We start from the raw sequence: 19,193 nt of genomic DNA on the forward strand, positions 1-19,193 counted from the left end.
GGGGATTCGGTTGTCGCCGAGGCCCGTCGCGCCTCCTGCTTCCCTCGGTAGCCTGCGTCCATCAAGTGGTCATCGAGGCCAGAGTACCCGGCCGCGCCGATGCTGAAATCCCGCGCGGAATGCCTGCGATCAGCGTCTTTCCCTCGCGGAACGCGGCCTGCGCACTCCTTTGGCCGCGCTTCGTACTCACCCTGCCGTGTCATCTCACGGCGCCGTGTCGTCCCACTGGTCGAGCAGGATGTCGCCGAGTCCTTCCACCTCCGGCGCGGCGCCGTCGTGGAGGGACTGTTCGGCCCAGATGACCTTGCCGGTGGGCGTGTAGCGGGTGCCCCAGCGTTCGGCGAACTGGGCGACCAGGAAGAGGCCGCGGCCGCCTTCGTCGGTGGCTTTCGCCCGACGCAGCCGGGGTGAGGTGCTGCTGCCGTCGGCGACCTCGAAGATGAGGGTGCCCGCGGCCGGGCCGCTGACGGGCTCCGTGCGGAGCAGCCGGACGACGATGGGCTCGGCGCCGTAGCGGACGGCGTTGGTGATCAGCTCGCTGAGGATGAGTTCGGCGGTGAAGACGACCTGTTCCAGACCCCACTCGGTCAGCCGGCGGGCGCAGGCGGAGCGCACCGGGCCCACCGCCGCCGGGTCCTGGGGCACGTCCCACGCGGCGACCTGCGCCGGCCCGAGCCGGCAGGTGCGGGCGACCAGGAGCGCGATGTCGTCCCGGGGCCGGTCGGACAGCATGGTCTCCATCACCGCCGCGCACGTGGCCTCCGGCGTGCGCTCCGGCCCTGCCAGGGCCTCGCGCAGGGCCTCCAGACCGGCGTCCAGGTCTCGGGTGCGGTCCTCGATCAGTCCGTCGGTGAAGAGCACCACCCGGGAACCCTCGGGCACGGCGAGTTCGGCGGTCTCGACAGGCAGGCCGGCACCGAGTCCCAGGGGTGGGGAGACGGGCAGCTGGGGGAAGTCGACGGTCCCGTCGGGCCGGACGACCGCCGGTCCCGGATGGCCGGCGGTGGCCAGGTCCAGCCGCCCGGAGGTGGGGTCGTAGACGGCGTACTGGCAGGTCGCCCCGGTGATCATCCCCTGCCCGTCCTCCGCGGTGGCGATCTCCTCGGCGTCGATCTGGGCCACCAGCTCGTCCAGCCGGATCAGCAGCTCCTCCACGGGCAGGTCCAGGCCGGCGAAGTTGCGCACGGCGGTGCGCAGCCTGCCCATGGTCGCCGCCGCGTGCAGGCCGTGGCCGACGACGTCGCCCACGACCAGCGCCACCCGGGCGCCGGACAGCGGAATGACGTCGAACCAGTCCCCGCCCACCCCGGCCTGGGCCGGCAGGTAGCGGTAGGCCACGTCGAGGGCGGACTGTTCGGGCAGGCCGCGGGGCAGCAGGCTGTGCTGCAGGGTGACGGCCATGGCGTGTTCGCGCGTGTAGCGGCGGGCGTTGTCGATGCACAGCGCCGCCCGGGCGGCCAGTTCCTCGGCGAAGGACACGTCGTCGTCCTCGAACGGCGGGGAGCCCTCGGCGCGCCAGTAGTCCACCACGCCCAGCACCACGCCGCGGGCTCGCAAGGGCACCACGAGCATCGAGTGGACGCCCTGCTCGATGATCTGCCGGGCACGTTCCGGATCCTGGGCCAGCCAGGCTTCGGAGGCGCTCAGGTCTCCCGCCAGGACCGGTCGGCCGTCCGCCATCGCCAGGGAGACGGGGTGACCCGGGATGAAACCGATCAGCTCGCCGACGGGGTGGAGGAGATGGGCCGAGTCCAGGCCGGCGACGGCGCTGCGCCGCAGACGGCTCGTCCGGGCGCTCCCACCGGAGGGCTCCTCGCCGCGCAGGACCGGGTCCAGCAGTTCGACGGTGACGATGTCGGCGAACCGGGGCACCGCCACCTCGGCCAGTTCCTCGGCCGTCCGCTTCACGTCGAGCGTGGTGCCGATCCGCAGCCCGGCGTCGTAGAGCGCCTTCAGCCGTTCGCGCGCCACCTCCGCCCGGCCGGAGAGAGCCTGCAGCTCTGTGGTGTCCCGGAGCGTCACCACGCTGCCGACCGAGCCGTGAGGTGCGGTGAGCCGCTTGTTGACCGCGAGCAGCCGGTCGCCCGCTCGGTAGACCTTGTCGGTGGCGGGGCGGTCGGAGGCGAGCAGTTCGGCGAGGTCCTCCTCCAACCCCAGATCGGCGATGTGCCGCTTCTCCGCGTCCGCCGGCAGGTCCAGCAGCCGCCGTGCCTCGTCGTTGGCCAGCAGCAGCCGGCCATCACCGCCGACGATCAGCACGCCTTCCCGTACGGCGTGCAGAACCGCGTCGTGGTGCTCGTACATCCGGGTCATCTCCACCGGTCCCAGGCCATGGGTCTGCCGCCGCAGCCGGCGGCTCACCAGGGCCGACCCGCCCGCGGCGACGGCGAGGGCGACGGCGGCTCCCCCGAAGAGGACCGGCAGCTGCCGGTTCACCATGTGCTGCACCTTCTGGACCGTGACGGGCACGGAGACGATGGCGATGACCTGCCCGTCGGGTGCCTTGACGGGGACCGCCGAGATGACGGAGAGCCCGAGGGACCCCTGGAAGGTGCTGGTGAACGGCTTGCCGTTCGCCGCCTTCGCGTACGGCCCGATGACGCGTTTCCCGATCTGGTGCGGGTCGCTGTGGGTGAGGGTGACGCCGTTCAGCCCGTACACGATGATCGCGTCGACGCCGGCGGCCTTGCCGGCCGCCTTGGCGTACGGCTGCAGCGCCGCCGACGGGTGCGCGCTCTGCAGCGCCGCCACGATCCCCGGGGAGTTGGCGAATGTCTGCGCGGTGGAGAGCGTCCGGGTCTTGGCGTCCGCCATGTTGTCGCGCCGAGCCTGTACCACGAGGGCCAGCAAGGTGGCGGCGACGAGGAGCACCACGACCGCCAGTTGGAGAAGGAAGACCTGGCCGGCGAGGCTGCGCACGCTCAGCAGCGACCGCCACGCCTCTCCCCTCCGGCGGGGCGGATCCGGCTCATGCGTCCTCGTGGACGCATCACGCGCACCGCGCCCGGATCGACCCGAAACTTCACCCATATCCCCTTTCTATCGTTTCCGGGTGCCCAACACCGAGGCGACCGGGTCGACCCGGTTCGCGGAGAGCCGCCGAGGACGTGCCCGCGCAGCCGGGCCGAAGGGTCCGCAGTGGATGCGGCGCACGCCGTCAGGCCTCCGCGAGCGGCGGGGCGGTCGTGCCTCTCACTTCGAGGAACGGGGTGGCGAGGTCGACCTCGCGCGGTCGGTCCGGCTCGTCGATCCGGTCCAGCAGCCGCTGCGCGGCGCGCCGGCCCACGTCATGACTGGCGTTGTCCACGGTGGTCAGCCACAGATGGCGCAGCCGGGAGAGGTAGGTGTTGTCGTAGCCGACCAGGGAGAGGTCCCGTGGAACCTGGAGACCGGTCTCCTCGGCGGCGGAGAGCGCGCCGACGCAGGTCATGTCGTTGACCGCGAAGACGGCGGTCGGGCGCCGCGCGCGGCTCAGCAGCCGGACGGTCGCCCGGTAGCCGCCCTCCTCGGTGAGGTCGCCCTGTTCCACGACGGCCGTGCCGGCGAGGCCGTGCTCGCGCATGGTGGCCTCGAAGCTGCGCCGGCGCAGGTCGCCGACCGCGCCCTGACCGGCGATGTGGGCGATGTGCCGGTGGCCGAGGCCGATGAGGTGCTCGGTGGCCAGGCGGGCTCCGAGTTCGTCGTCGTTGGCGACGATGTCCACGCGGGGCAGCACCGGTTCACGGGTGCCGGCGACCACCGTGGGGACCAGGCGGGCGGCCGTGCGCAGGGCCTGGGGGTCCTGGAGCGTGCCCACGGCGATCAGGCCGTCGACGCGGAGTTCGGTGAAGGTCCGGGTGAGGTCCTCGCCGAGGCGCCGGTTGAGGTGACTGTCGGCGAGCAGCATGTGCAGGCCGCTGTCGTACAGCCGTGCGTTGAGGCCGTCGAGCAGTTCCACGAACCAGGGGTTGCGCATGTCGTTGAGCAGCACCCCCACCGTGCGGGTGCGCCGCTCGCTCAGACTGCGCGCGGCGGCGTTGGGCCGGTAGCCGAGCGCTTCGACCGCGGCGAGGACAGCCGCGCGCTTCTCCGGCCGGACACCCTCCGAGCCGCGCAGCACGAGCGACACCAGGGACTTGGACACGCCGGCCCGTTCGGCGACGTCACGAATAGTCGGAGTGCTCATGGCTGGAACGTTCCATGACGACCCTGCCCGTGTAAAGACCCTTGACACCCGAGAGACGCAGGCCGCATGGTGAGCGCCCAAGCTCTGGAACGGTCCAAAGAAGGGCGCTCATGGTGAATACGCTCGGCGTCGCCGTCGTGGGATTCGGCTGGATGGGTCGGGTGCACACCCAGGCGTACGCGCGTGTGCCGCACCACTTCCCCCAGCTGTCCGTACGGCCCGAACTGCTCGCCGTCGCGGACGAGGTACCGGGCCGGGCGGAGGAGGCGGCCGGGCTGTACGGCTTCGCCGCCGCGACCCGCGACTGGCGGGAGGTGGCGGCCGATCCGCGCGTCCAGGCCGTCAGCATCACCGCCCCGAACTTCCTGCACCGCGAGATCGGCGCGGCGATGGCCGAGGCCGGCAAGCACATCTGGATCGAGAAGCCGGTCGGGCTCACCGCCGACGACGCCCGGGCGGTGGCCGACGCGGTCGCCAAGGCCGGCGTTCAGGGCACCGTCGGCTTCAACTACCGCAACGCGCCCGCCGTCGAGGCCGCCCGCGATCTGATCGCCTCCGGTGAGATCGGCACGGTCACCCACGTCCGCATCCGACTCTTCAGCGACTACGCGGCCCACCCCCAGGGCGCCCTGACCTGGCGCTACGAGCGGGCCCGCGGCGGCAGCGGGGTGCTCGGCGACCTCGCGTCGCACGGCGCCGACCTGGCCCGGTTCCTGCTCGGCGACATCGCCTCGCTCACCGCCGACACCGCGGTCTTCCTCCCCGAACGCGCCCGGCCGACCGGCGCCACCGCCGGGCACACCCTCGCCACCGGCGGCGAGCCCGGGCCGGTCGAGAACGAGGACTACGTCAACTGCCTGCTGCGCTTCGCCTCCGGCGCCCGCGGCGTGCTGGAGGCCTGCCGCGTCTCGGTCGGCGAACAGAACAACTACGGCTTCGAAGTACACGGCACCAAGGGCGCCGTCTTCTGGGACTTCCGCCGCATGGGCGAACTCGCCGTCAGCCGCGGTACGACCTACCAGGACCAGCCGGTCAGCACGGTGTACGTCGGCCCCGGCCACGGCGAATACGCCGCGTTCCAGCCCGGGGCTGCCACCAGCATGGGCTACGACGACCTCAAGGTCATCGAGGCCTACCGCTTCCTGCGCTCCATCACCGACGGCACCGCGGTCGGCGCCACTCTCGGCGATGCCGTGGCAAGCGCGGTGGCGCTGGAGGCGATGGAGCGCTCCGCCGCGCAGGGCACGTGGGTGAGCTTGGCGTGAAGACCGTGCGCATCGGGGTCATCGGCGCGGGCAACATGGGCGCCGACCACGTGAACACCCTGCACCGCTGGGTGTCCGGCGCCGAGGTCGTGAGCGTCGCCGACGTCGACGGGGAACGGGCCGCCTCCGTCGCCGCGGTGGCCGGGGCCCGGGCGACCGGCGACGCGCATGCGCTCATCGCCGACCCGGAGGTCGACGCCGTCGTCATCGCCTCGCACGACACGACCCACGCGGACCTCGCCGTCGCCGCCGTACGGGCCGGGAAACCGGTGATGTGCGAAAAGCCGCTCGCGCCGACGACACGAGACTGCGTCCGAGTCGTCCGCGAGGAGCGGCGGGCGGGGACCGGACTGATCTCGCTGGGCTTCATGCGCCGCTTCGACCCGGCCTACGGGGACCTGAAGGCGGCCGTCGCCGAGGGAACGTACGGCGCACCGCTCCTGCTGCGCTGCGTCAGCCGGGGCGTCGTCTCCGCGCCCGGCTGCACCGACGAGTTCAGCGTCACCGGGTCGGCCGTCCACGAGTTCGACACCGTGCCCTGGCTGCTGGGCTCCCCCGTCACCGAGGTGAGCTGGCACGCGCCCCGCACCACTTCGACGGTGACCGGCCTGCGGGATCCGCAGCTGATGCTGCTGCGCACGGCCGACGGGGCCCTGACGACCGTCGAGACGTTCCTCAACGCCGGTTACGGCTACGACATCCGCTGCGAGATCGTCGCCGAGCACGGCGCCCTGGCACTGTCCGACCCGGCCCGCCTGGTGTCCGACGCGGCCCGTGCCCGGGCCACGGCCTACCCCGCCGACTGGCGGCCCCGTTTCGCCGACGCCTACCGCCTTCAGCTGCAGGCCTGGACCGATGCCGTGGCACAGCGCGAGCCCTCGCCGCTGGCCACCGCGTACGACGGTCTGGTGGCCACCGCCGTGGCCGAGGCCGTCATCGCCTCCATGAAGGACGGCGGCAAAACCGTCCCCGTTCAGGTCCCAGAGGTCTGAGCGACGATGCCCGTCTTCCCCGACGCTCTGCCCACCCCGCGCACCCCGGACCCGATGGACGCCCCCGCCCTGCGCTGGGGCGTCCTGGGAACCGGCTGGATCGCCGAGCGCTTCGTCCGCTCCGTCCAGCGCCACACCCGGCAGCGCTTCACGGCCGTCGCCTCCCGCGACACCGCCCGCGCCAAGGACTTCGCCGACTGCCACGGCATCCCGCGCGCGTACGGCTCGTACGAGGAGCTGACCGCCGCGACGGACGTCGACGTGGTGTACGTCGCCACCGAGCACACCGCCCACCTCGCCTGCGCCCGTCTCGTCCTGGAGTGCGGCAAGCACGCCCTCGTGGAGAAACCGCTCGCGCTCGACGCGGACCAGGCCACCGAGATCGCCCGGCTCGCCGCCGAACGCGGGCTGTTCTGCGCGGAAGCCCTGTGGACCTTCTTCCTCCCCAGATTCGACGTCGTCCGCCAGCTCCTCGACTCCGGCGTCCTCGGCGACATCCACACCGTCCTGGCCGACCACGGCGAGCGCTTCACCGGCGGTCACCGCATCCTGCGTCCCGAACTCGCCGGCGGCCCCCTCCTCGACCTCGGCACCTACCCGCTGTCCCTCGCCACCTGGATCCTGGGCGCCCCCACCGGCATCCAGGCCATCGGCCAGCCCCATCCCGCCGGTGTCAACGGGCAGCTCGCCGCCATCCTCAGCAACGCCGACGGCCACCAGGCCATCGTCCACACCACACTCTTCAGCAACACCCCCACCAGCGCCACCGTCGCCGGCACCCACGCCACCCTGAGCCTGCCCGGCCCCTTCTACCAGCCCGGAGACCTCCTCCTCACCCCGGCCGGCAGCGGCACACCCCTGACCTACACCGAACCCCGCACGGCCCACAACGCCCTGCACTTCGAGGCCGCCGAGGCCGCCCGCTGCATCACCACGGGCCAACTCCAGTCCCCGCTCCGGACGTTGACCGACTCGATCACCACACTCCGCGTCATGGACGACATCCGCGGACTGTGCGGCATCACTTTTCCTCCCCAGTGACCCGGTGAGGTCCGGTGAAGGCCGCGCGCAGGTCGCCGTCACGTCCGGGGACCCGCAGCAGATCGGCCCGCTCGGCCGTCCGGCTGCGGGTCAGGGTGCCGTAACGCCCGTGGCGGCGGTGGCGAGGGGGAAGCCGGCCGTGCCGGCGCGGCTCCACCCGATCGGGCGGTAGGCGAGACGGTGGAGGCGCCGGTCTCGCCGTCTAGGATCCGTAGCCGTGGCAGAGGTCCCCGATGAGTTGATCAAGCTGGAACGTACGGCCGAGCAGGAGCGCGCGAAACTCGCTGGCCTCGCCGGTGGCGAGTACGAGGCTCAGCTCCGCCGCTGGCGCGAGGCGTCCGACGCCGTCCAGGCGGCCATCACCGCGCATGCCGCAGCCACCGGGGCCGGCCCGCACGAGGTTGAGCAGGCCGTACAGAAGGCTGTGCGACGCAGCCAGGAGGACCCGGCCGTCGAGTAGCCGACCACGTTGTTTCCGTTGCCCCGCCATGTCGAGCAGACAACGCGGGCTGGTTCGGCGATGCTGGACAAGGGTGGCATCCTCCATGCGACAAGGAGCACGGCATGCCCACAGATACGGTCGGACGATTCCTGGCAGCCCTGGATCCCGATCACCGGGACGAAGTCGGCGCCAAACCGCGCCAGGAGCAGGAACAACTCGCCGCGGCCTGGGAACGGGAACTGGAATTCGACGACGAGCTCGACACGCTCGACGAGCTGTCCCCGCCCGCCGCGGAAGCCGAGGCCGCCCGCCGCGTCATGAGCCGCGGCACCGGCTAGGGACGAGGATCGCAGGCGTGTGCCCCCACATGCCATGATCTTGCCTCATGGGTGACCGTTCGCTGTCGTCTGCCTGGCTGGCCGCGTGGGTGTGCAGGGTCTCCGATGCCCTGAGTGCGATGACAGACGACTTCGAGCGCAGGCAGGGGTATCCGCCGGGCATCAATCACGTCCGGTCGGCCGGCCGTGACGATCAGGCCACGGCTCGCATACTGGCCCGAGTGGACCTCGCTCCTGCCGACCTCGTCACCTTGTACACCGGTATCGGCGACGTCACCTGGACGGACGTCGGCAACGGCTACTTCATCGATCCGGCTCGTGATGCGCTTCTTCGGCTCAAGGAGTACGGGGCTGTCGATCTCGGCGCGCACCAGAAGGCCCGCGGATTGGTTATGGGCTCGAACGGTGGCGGACTGTGCTACGTCACCGGCCCCGACGGGGCTGTCCACCGAACGCGGACAGCATCACTGGACGAACCGGAACTCGACAAGGTGGCCGACGACCTGCGGCAGTTTCTGGAGCTGCTGGAGAAGTCCCTGATGCGGTTCATCGCCAACGGCGAGCCGGGATACCTGTAGGCACGGTATCCGGGTCTTCACCGTGTCACGAAGGCCCCTCCCGCACATGGCGGTCGCCGACGAACCGCACGGAGACAGGCCCGTACCGAGACCACTTTCTTCACACCTTAGACCAGCGATCTGTCACCCTCGACGATCCTGGACGACTTCCGCCTGGACGCCGGCTCCTACATCCTGTGGGCCCAGACCACGGATCAGTACGGCGGGACGCTGCACTGGACGCCTGCCCGGGACAACAACGTCGACTGGGAGAAGGCCGGCGCCACGACCAAGTGGCCGGACCGGCTGGTCACGGTGAACACGGACACGAAGGACTTCACCGTCCGCGACGAGCTGTACACGATCGGGCAGTTCGCCAAGTACCTGTCCCCGGGCGATGTCCGCCTCGACTCCAGCGCCGCCGAGAACGACGTCAGCAACGTGGTCTACCGGTCCGGCAACGGCAGTTACGTCGCCGTCCTCGGCAACAGCGCCACCACCGACCGCACGGTGCGCATCACCGTCGCCGGGCACTCGTTCGTCGTGACCGTTCCGGCAGGTTCCTTCGCCACCTGTCACTGGAAGGACCGCACTGCCGCAGACCCCCAATCCCGAACCCCCTGATCCGGTGTTCCGGGCGGCTCGCGTGTGGCGTCAGCCGGCGTCACACGCGTGCCGTGCGACGGGTGAACCGCTGTGAGGTTCGGGCCCCTATCTCACCGAGGTGACAACGGCGGAGACGATGACGGTCGTGACGAGGCTGCCGATCATGACCAGTCCCACGCCGATGACGAAGAGTCCGCTGGAGTCGTCCGACCAGTCGTAATAGGCGGCAAGGGTCAGACCGACCGTGGGGCCCAGCACAGCGGCGGCGAGGTGGCGCCGGGATGCCGCCCAGCACACCGGCACGAGCAGAGTGAGCACCAGTCCGATCACCTGCCATGCCTCGTACGGGCCGGTCGTCGAGCCATCGGGGTGCACGTCACGGTGCTGGTCCCAGCCCAGCCATGCAGCCCACGCCGCGAGCGACAGCCCCGCGAGCACGAGGATCGGCAACAGGTGGGCGACGGGTCTCATCAGTCCTTCTCTCATGGCCCGAGCGTGCCGGGCCACGCCTGTGCCGGGCAGAGCACATGTACTCAGGTTCCGATGAGTACGTGAGGACCGCGCACGGCGGTGGACCGCGCCGGCGGCCGATGCCATGACGACGGGCCTTGTGGGACCATGCGCCGATGCGCGAGCTGACTGTGCTGGGTACGTGTGGCGCCTGGCCGGAGGCCGGGCGGGCGGCGAGCGGCTTCCTCCTGGAGGTCGACGGGTTCCGGCTGGTCCTGGACCTCGGTTACGCGACGCTGCCCCGGCTGCTGGAGCGGTGCGCGCCGAGCGAACTCGACGCCGTGGTGATCACCCATGAACACCCCGATCACTGCGCGGACCTGAGCGCGCTGTGCCGAGCGCTGCTCTTCGGCGGGGAGCGCGCCGGGCGGGTGCCGTTGTACTGCCCGCCGGGAGTGCTCGGGCGGGTACAGGCGATGGAGCCGACCGAGGCACTGCGCGACGTCTTCGACCCATACGAGTTGCCGGGCAGCCATGAGGTCGGTCCCCTCCGGCTGGACGGGCGGGTCCTTCCGCATCATGTGCCCCACGCGGGCGTGCGGTTGACGACGCCCGGACTGACGGTGGCCTACAGCGGCGACGCCGGTCCGGATCACGCGCTCGGCGAACTCGCGGCCGGGGCCGACCTGCTGATCGCCGGCGCGACACTGCAGGGCCCGGCGACCGACCCGTATCTGCTCAGCGCGGCCCAGGCCGGCCAGTGGGCCACCCGCGCGGGCGCGGAACGCCTGCTGCTCACCCACTTCTGGCCCGGCGACAATCGCCAGCGGTCGGTGGCGGAGGCGCGTGCCGCGTACGACGGCGAGATCCTGGCCGCAGAGGAGGAGACGGTTCTCGGCCTTTGACCCACCGTCTTCCGCAAGCCCGCCGAGGGGCGTAACCCCCTCCTGTCATGCGCCCGCTTCGAGGGAGACCCTCTGCATCACTCCACCGGCACCTTGTCCGACAGGCCCAGCGCGGCCGAGACCTGGCGCCAGATGGCGGTGAGGGCCTTGTCCAGGGTGACCGTCGGGTCGCGGAGCATCAACCGGATGCCGTAGCCGTCGCTCAGGGACAGGATCAGCGTGCTGAGGTCGTCCACGTCGACCGGCGTGAACTCGCCGGATGCGATGCCGCGCCGCACCGCGTCGGCCACCCAGGTGTGCAGCTGCGCGTACAGGTCCACGGCGAAGGCCCGGGTCGTCTCGTCGCGCAGGGACCGGGCCCACAGCTCCTGCCACAGCCGCCAGTCCTGGTGCAGTTCGGGATCGGTCGGCAGCAGGCTGCGCAGGATGCGGGCGAGGACGACCCCGGCCGGGGCGGACTCCGCGTCACGCTCGACGTCGAGGGCCGTGTGGGCGAAGGAGTGGGTCATCGCCTCGGTGAACAGCTTCTCGCGCGTGTCGAAGTGGTAGTGCAGGAGCGCCGTCGACACGCCTGCCCGCTCGGCGACCATGCGCATGCGGATCTTCTCGAAGCCGATGTCGGCGATCACTTCGCACGCCGCGGTCAGGATGCGCTCGCGCGTGTCTGCTGTGCGCACCTTGGTGGACACGCTGCCGCTCCCCTCGTTCGGTGGCCGTACGCCGTGGCCATCTTCCCTCACCTCGTCCCCCCCGTGCGGTCCGGCCGGTGCCTCGGCGGCACGCTGCGTCTGTTCGTCGTACCTGTGGAAGCCGCGTCCGGACTTCCGCCCGAGCAGACCGGCCTCCACCATTCTCGACAGCAGGGGAGGCGGCGAGTACTGGGGTTCGCGGAACTCGGCGTACAGCGATTCGGCGATGGCACGGGTGGTGTCCAGGCCGATCAGGTCGGCCAGGGCCAGCGGGCCGAGCGGGTGTGCGCAGCCCAGGACCATGGCGCGGTCGACGTCCTCGGCGGTGGCACCGCCCGACTCCACCATGCGGACCGCCGCCAGCAGGTACGGGACGAGAAGCGCGTTGACGACGAAGCCGGCCTTGTCCCGCGTCCTGACGACCTCCTTGCCGAGGGTGCCGGTCACGAAGCGCTCGGCCCGGGCGACGGTGTCGGGCGAGGTCAGCAGCGACGGAACGAGCTCCACCAGGCGCAGGGCCGGTACGGGGTTGAAGAAGTGCACCCCGACGACGTTCTCGGGCCGGCCGGTCGCGGAGGCGAGCCGGATGACGGGGATGGAGGAGGTGTTGGTCGCGAGGAGCGTGCGGTCGTCGGTGAGGACGGAGTCGAGGCGGGTGAACACCTCGGCCTTGAGGCGCTCGTCCTCCGCCACGGCCTCGATCACCAGGTCACGGTCGTGCAGTGCCTCGATCTGGTCGACCACGGTGATCCGGGCGGCGACGGCCTCGCGCCGCTGCTCGGTGAGCCTGCCGTGGGCGGTGGCCCGGTCGAGCGAACCGGCGATCCGCAGGCGGCCCGAGCGGGCCGCCTGCGCGTCGCGTTCCACCACGGTCACCGGCAGGCCGGCCCGCGCACAGACCTCGGCGATGCCCGCACCCATCAGGCCGCAGCCGACGACTCCGACGCCTTCGATGTCGGTCATCCGAGCTTCCCTTCGATCTGTGTCGGCCGTCGTGTCAGGCGGTGGGCAGGTCCAGCACGCCCGTACCGCGCTTGATCAGCTCGCCCGCGATGATCAGCCGCTGGATCTCGGAGGTGCCCTCCCAGATCCGGTCGACGCGCAGCTCCCGGTAGAGCCGCTCGACCGCGTAGGTACGGTCGTAGCCCCTGCCGCCGTGGATCTGCAGGCACCGGTCGATCACCCGGCCGGCGGCCTCGCTCGCCGAGAGCTTGGCGATCGCGGCCTTGGCGTGCAGCAGCTTGCGGTCCTCGGCCGGGGCCTGGTCCACCTCCCAGGCCACCTGATGGGTGTAGGCACGGTTGACGGCGATGTCCACCGCGCAGTCCGCGAGCATGCCCTGGATCAGCTGGTATGAGGCGATGGGCGCCCCGAACTGCTCGCGCTCCACCGCCCAGTCACGGGCCAGTTCCAGGGCCCTCTCGGCGGCGCCCGTCGTGCGGGCCGCGATCATCAGGCGCTCCTCCGTGAACCACGAGCGGGTGATGTCGTACCCCTCGCCGATGCCGCCGAGCACCGCGTCCTCGCCGACCTGGACGTCGGTGAAGGTGAACTCGGGGTGCTCGTAGACGAAGGTGTGCATGAAGCGCGGCACGCGGGTCATCTCGATGCCGGGCGTGTCCTTGTCGACGAGGAACAGCGTCGGGGCACGGTCCGGACCCGCCGCGGCGAGCACGATCATGAAGTCGGCGTGGTCGCCGACCGTCACGAACCACTTCTCGCCGTCGAGCACCCAGCCGCGGTCGTTCTTCGTGGCCGTGGTGGCGAGGTTCTGCGGGTCCGAGCCCGCGCCCGGCTCGGTGACGGCGTAGCAGTCGCGCCGCTCGCCCTTGATGACGGGAACGAGGAACCGCTCGCGCTGCTCGGGGGTGCAGAAGCGCAGGGCGTTGGCGGGCCGCCACACCATGTCCCACAGGGCGCCGGTGAGCCGTCCCAGTTCCTCCTGGACGGTGACCTGCTCGGCGATGGTCAGGCCGGCGCCGCCCCACTCGGCCGGCATGTTGACGGCCTGGAGTCCGGCGTCCAGGACCGCGTCGCGGATCTTGGTGTGTGCGTCGGCGGGCAGGCCGTTGTTCTCCTCGCACTGGATCTCGTAGGCGGCGATGAGGTCGGTGAGGGCGCGGGCGTCGGCCTTGAGCCGGGTCTGGCGCGGGGTGAGACGAAAGTCCATGGAGGTCCTCGCTTCGCGGTGCAGGGGCGGTTTCAGTGCGTGGGCAGGGCCAGGGCGCGGGTGCCGCGCTTGATCAGCTCGTTGGCGATGATCAGCCGCTGGATCTCGGAGGTGCCCTCCCAGATCCGGTCGACGCGCAGCTCCCGGTACATGCGCTCGACGGGGTAGGTGCGGTCGTAGCCGCGGCCGCCGAAGATCTGCAGACAGCGGTCGGCGACCCGGCCGGCGGCCTCGCTGGCCGCGAGCTTGGCCGTGGCGGCCTTCGCGTGCAGCGTCTTGCGGTCGGTGCCCGGCTGGTCGGCCTCCCAGGCGACCTGGTGGGTGTAGGCGCGGTTGACGGCGATGTCGACGGCGCAGTCGGCGAGCATGCCCTGGATGAGCTGGTACGAGGCGATGGGCGCCCCGAACTGCTCCCGCTCCACCGCCCAGTCACGGGCGAGCCCGAGGGCGCGCTCGGCCGCGCCGACGGTGCGGGCCGCGATCATCAGGCGTTCGTCGGTGAACCATTCCTTGGTCAGCTCGTAGCCGTTGCCGACGCCGCCGAGCACATCCTCGTCGGCCACGACGACGTCGGTGAAGGTGAACTCGGGGTGCCCGTTGACCGCGGAGTGCATGAAGCGCGGCACGCGGGTCATCTCGACGCCGGGCGCGGCCTTGTCGACGAAGAAGAGGGTGGGCAGCCGGTCCGGGCCGGCGTCCGCCTGCACCAGCAGGAAGTCGGCGATGTCGCCGCAGGTGACGAACCACTTCTCCCCGTTGAGCAGCCAGCCGCCGTCGGTGCGGGTGGCGGTGGAGGTGCCGGAGGAGGGGTCCGAGCCCGCGCCCGGCTCGGTGACGGCGAACGCGTCGAACCTCTCCCCGCGGATGACGGGAAGCAGGTACGTCTCGCGCTGCCGCTCGTCGCCGTACGCGAGGACGTTGGCGGGCCGCCAGGGGATGTCCCAGAGGCAGTTGGTGACCTTGCCGAACTCCTCCTCGACGATGACCTGGTCGAGCAGGCCGAGGCCGGCTCCGCCCCACCCGGCGGGCATGTTGATGGCGTAGACGCCGGCGTGCATGGCGGCCCGGGTCAGTTCGGTGACGAGCTGCTGCGGCAGGGGGCCGCCGGCCTGCTCGGACTGGTCCTCGTACCGCATCAGCAGGCGCGCGTAGTCGGCCGCGCGGCGCTTGAGGTCGGCCTGCTCGGGGGTGTAGCGCATGTCCATGGGGGCCTCTTCGGTTCGGGGCGCGAGGGGATGGGTCAGGCGAGTACGGCGCGGGAGTCGAGGGCGAGGACGCCGTCCGGGCGGACGAGCAGCGGATTGACCTCGATCTCGGCGATCTCCGGGTGGGCGGCGGCGAACACGGTGATCGTCTCGACGGCCGCCGCGGCCGCCGCGGCATCGACGGGAGGCCTTCCGCGCACCCCGTCGAGCAGGGCGGCGGTGCGCAGTCCGCGCAGCAGGTGCAGGGCGCGGTCGGCGGGCACGGGAGCCAGGGCGAAGGCGACGTCGTGCAGGGCCTCGGCCAGCACTCCGCCCAGGCCCACCATGGCGACGGGGCCGAAGCGGGGGTCCCGTTGGACGCCGACGATCAGCTCGACGCCGTCGGTCAGGTCCGCCATGGCCTCCACGGAGTAGGAGGGGGCGCCGAGCCGGGCGTGCATCTCCCGGAAGGCGGCGCGGAGTTCGCCGGGTCCGGCCAGGCCCAGTGCGACGCCGCCGGCGTCGGACTTGTGCAGGAGATGGAGGGCCTTGAGGACGTACGGACCGCTGAACTCCTCGGTGACAGCGGCCAGTTCGGCCTCGTCATGGACTTCTCGGGCCGCGGGGAAGGCGAGTCCGGCCGCTTCGAGGGCTCGGCGCGTCCGCAGGTAGCCGCTCTCGCGGAGCGGTGACGCGGGCGGGGGGAGGGGTGTGACGCCGGTGTGCGGTGCGCGGGGTGCCGTGGCGGCGAGGGCGCGGGCGGCGTCCTCGGTGGCGGAGAAGACCGGGACACCGGCCGCGGCGAGGGTACGGCAGCTGGGCGACTCGGGGTACATCGACTGCACCACGAGGGGTTTGGCGGTGGCTCGGTGGCGGGCGGCGATGAGGCGGGCGGCGGCCTGTTCCCCGTCCGCGAGGACCGCGCCGCCTGCGCCGAGGCCGCCGTCGGCGGCCGCGTACCCGCCGAAGTAGCCCGTCATCAGGACGGCGTCGGTCTCCTCGGCCGCGAGCAGCGCGGTGACGGTCTCGGCGTACGAGCCCGCGTTCTGCTCGCCCATTCCGGCGAGGTCCACCGGGTTGGCGACGGCCGACTGGTCCCAGAGGATCTTGCGGAGTCCGTCCCGTGTCGGCCGGCGCAGTTCGGGGACGGTCAGGCCGGCCGCCTCGACGGCGTCGGCGGCTACGGCGCCGTGCCCGCCGCCGTCGGTGAGGACGGCAACCCGGCGTCCGGTCGCGCGCCGCGCGCTGTTCAACCCGGCCAGGACGACAGTGAGTTCGCGTGGGGTGGCGACGAGTTCCACTCCGGCGTCCCGGCAGGCCGCGCTCACCACGTCGGCCGAGGTGGTCAGCGCCCCGGTGTGGGACTGCGCGCCGCGTGCGGAGGCGTCGCCGCGTCCGGCGGTGAGCAGGACGACGGGCTTGCCCGCTTCGGCGGCGGCTTCGGCGAAGGCGCGTCCGTCGGCGAAGTCCTCCGCGTAGACGGCGATGGCGTGGGTGCCCTCGTGCCGGGCGCAGTCGGCGAGCAGGTCGACGAGGGTGACGTCGGCCTGGTTTCCCAGCGAGACGAACCGGGAGAAGCCGAGGCCGTGCGGGCGGAAGCGGAGCTGGAGTTCCAGGGCGAGGTTGCCGCTCTGGCTGAGCAGGGCGACACCACCGGGGGTGAAGGTGTCGGAGGCCAGGAAGAGTTCGGTGGTGTTGTCGGCCAGTCCCAGGCAGTTGGGACCGACCATCACGGCACCCGCGGCGCGTACGCGTTCGGCGACGGCGTGCTGGCGGGCCCGCCCGGCGTCGCCGGTCTCCGCGAAGCCGGCGGTGATGGCGACGATGGCCCGCGCCCCGCATGCGAGGGCCTCGTCGACGGCGTCCTCGAAGCCGGCGGCGGGTACGGAGACCACCGCCAGGTCGACGGGTTCGCCGATCGCGCTCAGGCTGGGAGCGGCGATGCGGCCGAGCACCGTGCCGCCGCGCCGGTTGACCAGGTGCAGGGGGCGGCGGCCGTTGGCGCGCAGCGCCTGGGCGGCGATGGCGTGGCCGTACTTGGCGGGGTCGTCGCTGGCCCCGACGACGGCGACGGAGACGGGGTCGAAGAGAGCCGACAGGTCGCGTCCCATGTCATTTCGCCAGTCGCAGGGCGGAGTTGGGGCAGGCGGCCACGGCGGCCTCGGCGGCGGCTTCGGCACCGCCGGGCGGTAGGTCGCTCACGAGCACCTGTGCATAGCCCCACTCGTCGAGGTCGATCAGCTCGGGCGCGGGTTCATGGCAGAGGCCGTAGCCCTGGCAGCGGGTGGAGTCGAGGAGGAGTTTCACGGTGCGGTCCTTTCGGGGGCGGGCTTTGGACGGGATGGGGAGCGGGTCAGGGCACGGGCACCGCGAACCGGCGTCCGTCGTCGGGTGCCACATCGGTGCAGTCCGGGCAGCCCGAGCCGCGGTGGGCTTCGAGCCGGTCGGGGAAGTGGGTGAGGAGCGTGGCGACGATCCGGGCCGCCGCGTCGAGCAGCCCGCAGGCCCCGCGGCCGGGCAGCTGCCACGACCAGCGCCGCAGCTGCTGCGTCGGGCCCGCGCCCGCTTCGCCGCGTGCGAGGGCCGCGAGGGTTCCGGCCAGTGCCCCGGTTCCGGAGACGCACACCCCGCACTGCCGGGCGCTCTGTGCCTTGAGGTAGGCGGTGGCCTCGGTGGCCAGGGCGACGGGACAGTCCCCGGGACGCAGGAAGTGCAGCGCTCCGCAGCCCAGTGCTCCGCCGGCGGCCTTCAGCCCGTCGTGGTCGAGGCGGAGGTCCGTCCAGCCGGGACCGTACAGCCCGCCGAACATGCCGCCCAGGAGGACCGCTTCGGCCATCCCGTGCCCGCACAGGTCGGCGGGGACCGTCAGATGCGTACCGGCGGGCACCTCGATCAGCGCGGCGGCGGAACCGCCCGGTCCCGATACGGTCACCAGATGAGCGCGCGCCAGGACCGGCGCGACGTCGGGGCACGCGTGCATCACCGCGATCCGCGCCAGTGTCTCGACGTTGGCGACCAGCGTGGGCGCGCCGCCGACCCCTGCCTCGAAGGGGCGCGGGGGCTTCGCCGTGGGCAGGGCCGGACCGCCCTCGATGCGACGTACGACCGCGGTCTCCTCCCCCGCCACGTACGCCTGGTCCGTCCGTACGACGTCGACGCGCGGACCGGCCGGACGCTCGGCGAGCGCGTGCCGGACGGCCTGCTCGGCGCGGGGGTCCGAGAGGTAGACGACCCCGCGCCGGGCACCGGTCATGGCCGCGGCGAGCCGCAGGCCGTCGAGGATCAGGTGCGGTCGGTGGCGCAGCAGCCACCGGTCCTTGACGGATCCGGGCTCGCCCTCCTCACCGTTGGCGACGACGACGGGCCGGCCGGGTGCGTCGCGGACGGCGCGCAGCTTCACGGCGGCGGGGAAGCCGGCGCCGCCGCGGCCACGCAGTCCTACGGCGGCGATCAGATCGAGCAACCGGTCCCGCGCGGTCAGCGGCGCATAGCCGCCTGCGGCGAGATACCGGGCGAGGTCCTCGACGCCGCGGTACGGCTCGGCACCGAACACCGGTGAGACGAGCAGGCCCGGCTGTCCGGCGGGAAGGAGCGAATGGACGCCGGTCATACGGTGCTCCCGGGCTCGAAGCGGCCGTCGGGGCCGGGGCCGCCCCGGGCTCTCAGGCGTGCCAGCGCTCCTTCCAGGTCCCGGCGCTGTGCGGCGGTGCGTGCGTACGCGGGGCCGGGCAGACCGATCAGCATGCGGTGGTGGTCGAGGACGACCTCGCCTGCCACCAGCGCCGGCCGGGGGTCGGCGGCCGCGGATTCCGCCGCGGCCTCGACGACCAGGTCGGTCACCTCGCGGAGGTAGCTCAGCCAGCCGCGTTGGGTGCCGCGCAGCACCAGCCGCTGGACGCGGTGCCGCTCGGCGGCGACCAGGGCCGACGACGGGCGGCCCGGTGCCGGGGCCCGCAGCGCGGCCACCGCGGTGGGCAGTTCCTGTTCGGGCTCCGGCGTGAGGCCGAGCCATACCAGACTCCGGCGAGCGCTCATGCGTGCCTCCTGGGTCGTACCGCTCCGGACGGCCCGGAGCGGGGTGGCGCGGCGATGGCAGGGATGGGGTGGCTCCGGTGCCCGAGCGGTGCGGGCCGGAAGCGGGGTGCGGAGTGCCGGCCGGGGCCGTGCACGGCGTGGACAGCGGGTGTCCGGGGCGGTGCGAGGTGCCACGGCCGAGCCGTGCACCGCCCGGACCGGGGGTGTCCGGACTCGGACGACCCGGTGGCGCGGAGCGAGGTCCGCGGGCTTGCGGAATGGGTCCTGGAAGCCCTTCGCGGGCCCTGGCCTTCCGCCTGCCACGACACTAACTAACTAATTAGTCAGCCCACAAGTCTTGACTTGCCGCCGCAC

At 72.3% G+C, this 19,193-nt stretch carries 18 protein-coding genes and 1 pseudogene; 8 read left to right on the forward strand and 11 right to left on the reverse strand.

The window, feature by feature from the left end:
* Nucleotides 1-204: 204 nt before the first annotated feature.
* Both ACIBJF_RS26560 and ACIBJF_RS26565 read right to left on the reverse strand, forming a co-directional pair.
* Nucleotides 205-3,030 (reverse strand): SpoIIE family protein phosphatase, encoded by a 2,826-nt coding sequence (locus ACIBJF_RS26560; protein WP_399177301.1) that lies wholly within the window; start codon nucleotides 3,028-3,030, stop codon nucleotides 205-207.
* Between the two features lie 127 nt (nucleotides 3,031-3,157).
* Nucleotides 3,158-4,165, reverse strand: coding sequence for a LacI family DNA-binding transcriptional regulator (locus tag ACIBJF_RS26565; RefSeq protein WP_399177303.1), 1,008 nt, complete (start codon nucleotides 4,163-4,165; stop codon nucleotides 3,158-3,160).
* Nucleotides 4,166-4,275: 110 nt separating this feature from the next.
* On the opposite strand from ACIBJF_RS26565, the gene ACIBJF_RS26570 reads away from it, so the two are divergent.
* The 7 genes from ACIBJF_RS26570 (at nucleotide 4,276) to ACIBJF_RS26600 (ending at nucleotide 9,424) form a co-directional block, all read left to right on the forward strand.
* Nucleotides 4,276-5,430, forward strand: coding sequence for a Gfo/Idh/MocA family protein (locus tag ACIBJF_RS26570; protein WP_399177305.1), 1,155 nt, complete (start codon nucleotides 4,276-4,278; stop codon nucleotides 5,428-5,430).
* Entirely contained in the window at nucleotides 5,427-6,422 is a 996-nt protein-coding gene (locus ACIBJF_RS26575) for a Gfo/Idh/MocA family oxidoreductase (RefSeq protein WP_399177306.1), read from the forward strand. The genes ACIBJF_RS26570 and ACIBJF_RS26575 overlap by 4 nt, the downstream gene beginning before the upstream one ends.
* Before the next feature lie 6 nt (nucleotides 6,423-6,428).
* Nucleotides 6,429-7,463, forward strand: a complete 1,035-nt coding sequence (locus ACIBJF_RS26580; protein ID WP_399177308.1) for a Gfo/Idh/MocA family protein — start codon at nucleotides 6,429-6,431, stop codon at nucleotides 7,461-7,463.
* Between the two features lie 217 nt (nucleotides 7,464-7,680).
* Complete coding sequence (locus tag ACIBJF_RS26585; protein WP_399177310.1) at nucleotides 7,681-7,923, forward strand: hypothetical protein; 243 nt, start codon at nucleotides 7,681-7,683, stop codon at nucleotides 7,921-7,923.
* A 104-nt stretch (nucleotides 7,924-8,027) separates the two neighbouring features.
* Nucleotides 8,028-8,243 carry a hypothetical protein gene (locus ACIBJF_RS26590; protein WP_399177312.1) on the forward strand — a complete coding sequence of 72 codons (216 nt, stop codon included), beginning with the start codon at nucleotides 8,028-8,030 and terminating at the stop codon, nucleotides 8,241-8,243.
* A 119-nt stretch (nucleotides 8,244-8,362) separates the two neighbouring features.
* Complete coding sequence (locus ACIBJF_RS26595) at nucleotides 8,363-8,821, forward strand: SMI1/KNR4 family protein (protein ID WP_399177314.1); 459 nt, start codon at nucleotides 8,363-8,365, stop codon at nucleotides 8,819-8,821.
* Between the two features lie 294 nt (nucleotides 8,822-9,115).
* Entirely contained in the window at nucleotides 9,116-9,424 is a 309-nt protein-coding gene (locus ACIBJF_RS26600; RefSeq protein ID WP_399177316.1) for a glycoside hydrolase family 30 beta sandwich domain-containing protein, read from the forward strand.
* A gap of 87 nt (nucleotides 9,425-9,511) precedes the next feature.
* Here the strand turns inward: ACIBJF_RS26600 and ACIBJF_RS26605 are convergent, their stop codons facing one another.
* Nucleotides 9,512-9,892 carry a hypothetical protein gene (locus ACIBJF_RS26605; protein WP_399177317.1) on the reverse strand — a complete coding sequence of 127 codons (381 nt, stop codon included), beginning with the start codon at nucleotides 9,890-9,892 and terminating at the stop codon, nucleotides 9,512-9,514.
* 140 nt (nucleotides 9,893-10,032) lie between these two features.
* On the opposite strand from ACIBJF_RS26605, the gene ACIBJF_RS26610 reads away from it, so the two are divergent.
* Nucleotides 10,033-10,761 (forward strand): MBL fold metallo-hydrolase, encoded by a 729-nt coding sequence (locus ACIBJF_RS26610; RefSeq protein WP_399177319.1) that lies wholly within the window; start codon nucleotides 10,033-10,035, stop codon nucleotides 10,759-10,761.
* Nucleotides 10,762-10,838: 77 nt separating this feature from the next.
* On the opposite strand, the gene ACIBJF_RS26615 is transcribed toward ACIBJF_RS26610, so the two are convergent.
* From ACIBJF_RS26615 to ACIBJF_RS26650, 8 genes and pseudogenes are all read right to left on the reverse strand, one after another.
* Nucleotides 10,839-11,501 (reverse strand): TetR/AcrR family transcriptional regulator, encoded by a 663-nt coding sequence (locus ACIBJF_RS26615; protein WP_399177352.1) that lies wholly within the window; start codon nucleotides 11,499-11,501, stop codon nucleotides 10,839-10,841.
* 54 nt (nucleotides 11,502-11,555) lie between these two features.
* A pseudogene (locus ACIBJF_RS26620) lies at nucleotides 11,556-12,413 on the reverse strand (3-hydroxybutyryl-CoA dehydrogenase); the annotation flags it as partial.
* 34 nt (nucleotides 12,414-12,447) lie between these two features.
* A complete protein-coding gene (locus ACIBJF_RS26625; RefSeq protein ID WP_399177321.1) occupies nucleotides 12,448-13,620 on the reverse strand; it encodes an acyl-CoA dehydrogenase family protein in 1,173 nt (390 codons plus the stop codon).
* A 32-nt stretch (nucleotides 13,621-13,652) separates the two neighbouring features.
* Nucleotides 13,653-14,825 carry an acyl-CoA dehydrogenase family protein gene (locus ACIBJF_RS26630; RefSeq protein ID WP_399177323.1) on the reverse strand — a complete coding sequence of 391 codons (1,173 nt, stop codon included), beginning with the start codon at nucleotides 14,823-14,825 and terminating at the stop codon, nucleotides 13,653-13,655.
* Between the two features lie 35 nt (nucleotides 14,826-14,860).
* Complete coding sequence (locus tag ACIBJF_RS26635) at nucleotides 14,861-16,915, reverse strand: acetate--CoA ligase family protein (protein WP_399177325.1); 2,055 nt, start codon at nucleotides 16,913-16,915, stop codon at nucleotides 14,861-14,863.
* Between the two features lies 1 nt (nucleotide 16,916).
* Nucleotides 16,917-17,111: a ferredoxin gene (locus ACIBJF_RS26640; RefSeq protein ID WP_399177327.1), complete on the reverse strand. Its 195-nt coding sequence runs from the start codon at nucleotides 17,109-17,111 to the stop codon at nucleotides 16,917-16,919.
* A 46-nt stretch (nucleotides 17,112-17,157) separates the two neighbouring features.
* Nucleotides 17,158-18,414, reverse strand: a complete 1,257-nt coding sequence (locus tag ACIBJF_RS26645) for an NADH-ubiquinone oxidoreductase-F iron-sulfur binding region domain-containing protein (protein ID WP_399177329.1) — start codon at nucleotides 18,412-18,414, stop codon at nucleotides 17,158-17,160.
* Complete coding sequence (locus tag ACIBJF_RS26650) at nucleotides 18,411-18,839, reverse strand: hypothetical protein (protein ID WP_399177331.1); 429 nt, start codon at nucleotides 18,837-18,839, stop codon at nucleotides 18,411-18,413. Before ACIBJF_RS26650 ends, ACIBJF_RS26645 begins: the two co-directional genes overlap by 4 nt.
* Between the last annotated feature and the right edge of the window lie 354 nt (nucleotides 18,840-19,193).

It is taken from the genome of Streptomyces sp. NPDC050743 (genome assembly GCF_044456925.1).
Taxonomy (GTDB): Bacteria; Actinomycetota; Actinomycetes; order Streptomycetales; family Streptomycetaceae; genus Streptomyces.

What these genes read in the sequence shown, in the direction of transcription:
- ACIBJF_RS26560 (WP_399177301.1), bottom strand. Translation starts at nt 3,030, where the DNA reads ATGGGTGAAGTTTCGGGTCGATCCGGGCGCGGTGCGCGTGATGCGTCC.
- ACIBJF_RS26565 (WP_399177303.1), bottom strand. Translation starts at nt 4,165, where the DNA reads ATGAGCACTCCGACTATTCGTGACGTCGCCGAACGGGCCGGCGTGTCC.
- ACIBJF_RS26570 (WP_399177305.1), top strand. Translation starts at nt 4,276, where the DNA reads ATGGTGAATACGCTCGGCGTCGCCGTCGTGGGATTCGGCTGGATGGGT.
- ACIBJF_RS26580 (WP_399177308.1), top strand. Translation starts at nt 6,429, where the DNA reads ATGCCCGTCTTCCCCGACGCTCTGCCCACCCCGCGCACCCCGGACCCG.
- ACIBJF_RS26590 (WP_399177312.1), top strand. Translation starts at nt 8,028, where the DNA reads ATGCCCACAGATACGGTCGGACGATTCCTGGCAGCCCTGGATCCCGAT.
- ACIBJF_RS26595 (WP_399177314.1), top strand. Translation starts at nt 8,363, where the DNA reads ATGACAGACGACTTCGAGCGCAGGCAGGGGTATCCGCCGGGCATCAAT.
- ACIBJF_RS26605 (WP_399177317.1), bottom strand. Translation starts at nt 9,892, where the DNA reads ATGAGAGAAGGACTGATGAGACCCGTCGCCCACCTGTTGCCGATCCTC.
- ACIBJF_RS26610 (WP_399177319.1), top strand. Translation starts at nt 10,033, where the DNA reads ATGCGCGAGCTGACTGTGCTGGGTACGTGTGGCGCCTGGCCGGAGGCC.
- ACIBJF_RS26625 (WP_399177321.1), bottom strand. Translation starts at nt 13,620, where the DNA reads ATGGACTTTCGTCTCACCCCGCGCCAGACCCGGCTCAAGGCCGACGCC.
- ACIBJF_RS26630 (WP_399177323.1), bottom strand. Translation starts at nt 14,825, where the DNA reads ATGGACATGCGCTACACCCCCGAGCAGGCCGACCTCAAGCGCCGCGCG.
- ACIBJF_RS26635 (WP_399177325.1), bottom strand. Translation starts at nt 16,915, where the DNA reads ATGGGACGCGACCTGTCGGCTCTCTTCGACCCCGTCTCCGTCGCCGTC.
- ACIBJF_RS26645 (WP_399177329.1), bottom strand. Translation starts at nt 18,414, where the DNA reads ATGACCGGCGTCCATTCGCTCCTTCCCGCCGGACAGCCGGGCCTGCTC.
- ACIBJF_RS26650 (WP_399177331.1), bottom strand. Translation starts at nt 18,839, where the DNA reads ATGAGCGCTCGCCGGAGTCTGGTATGGCTCGGCCTCACGCCGGAGCCC.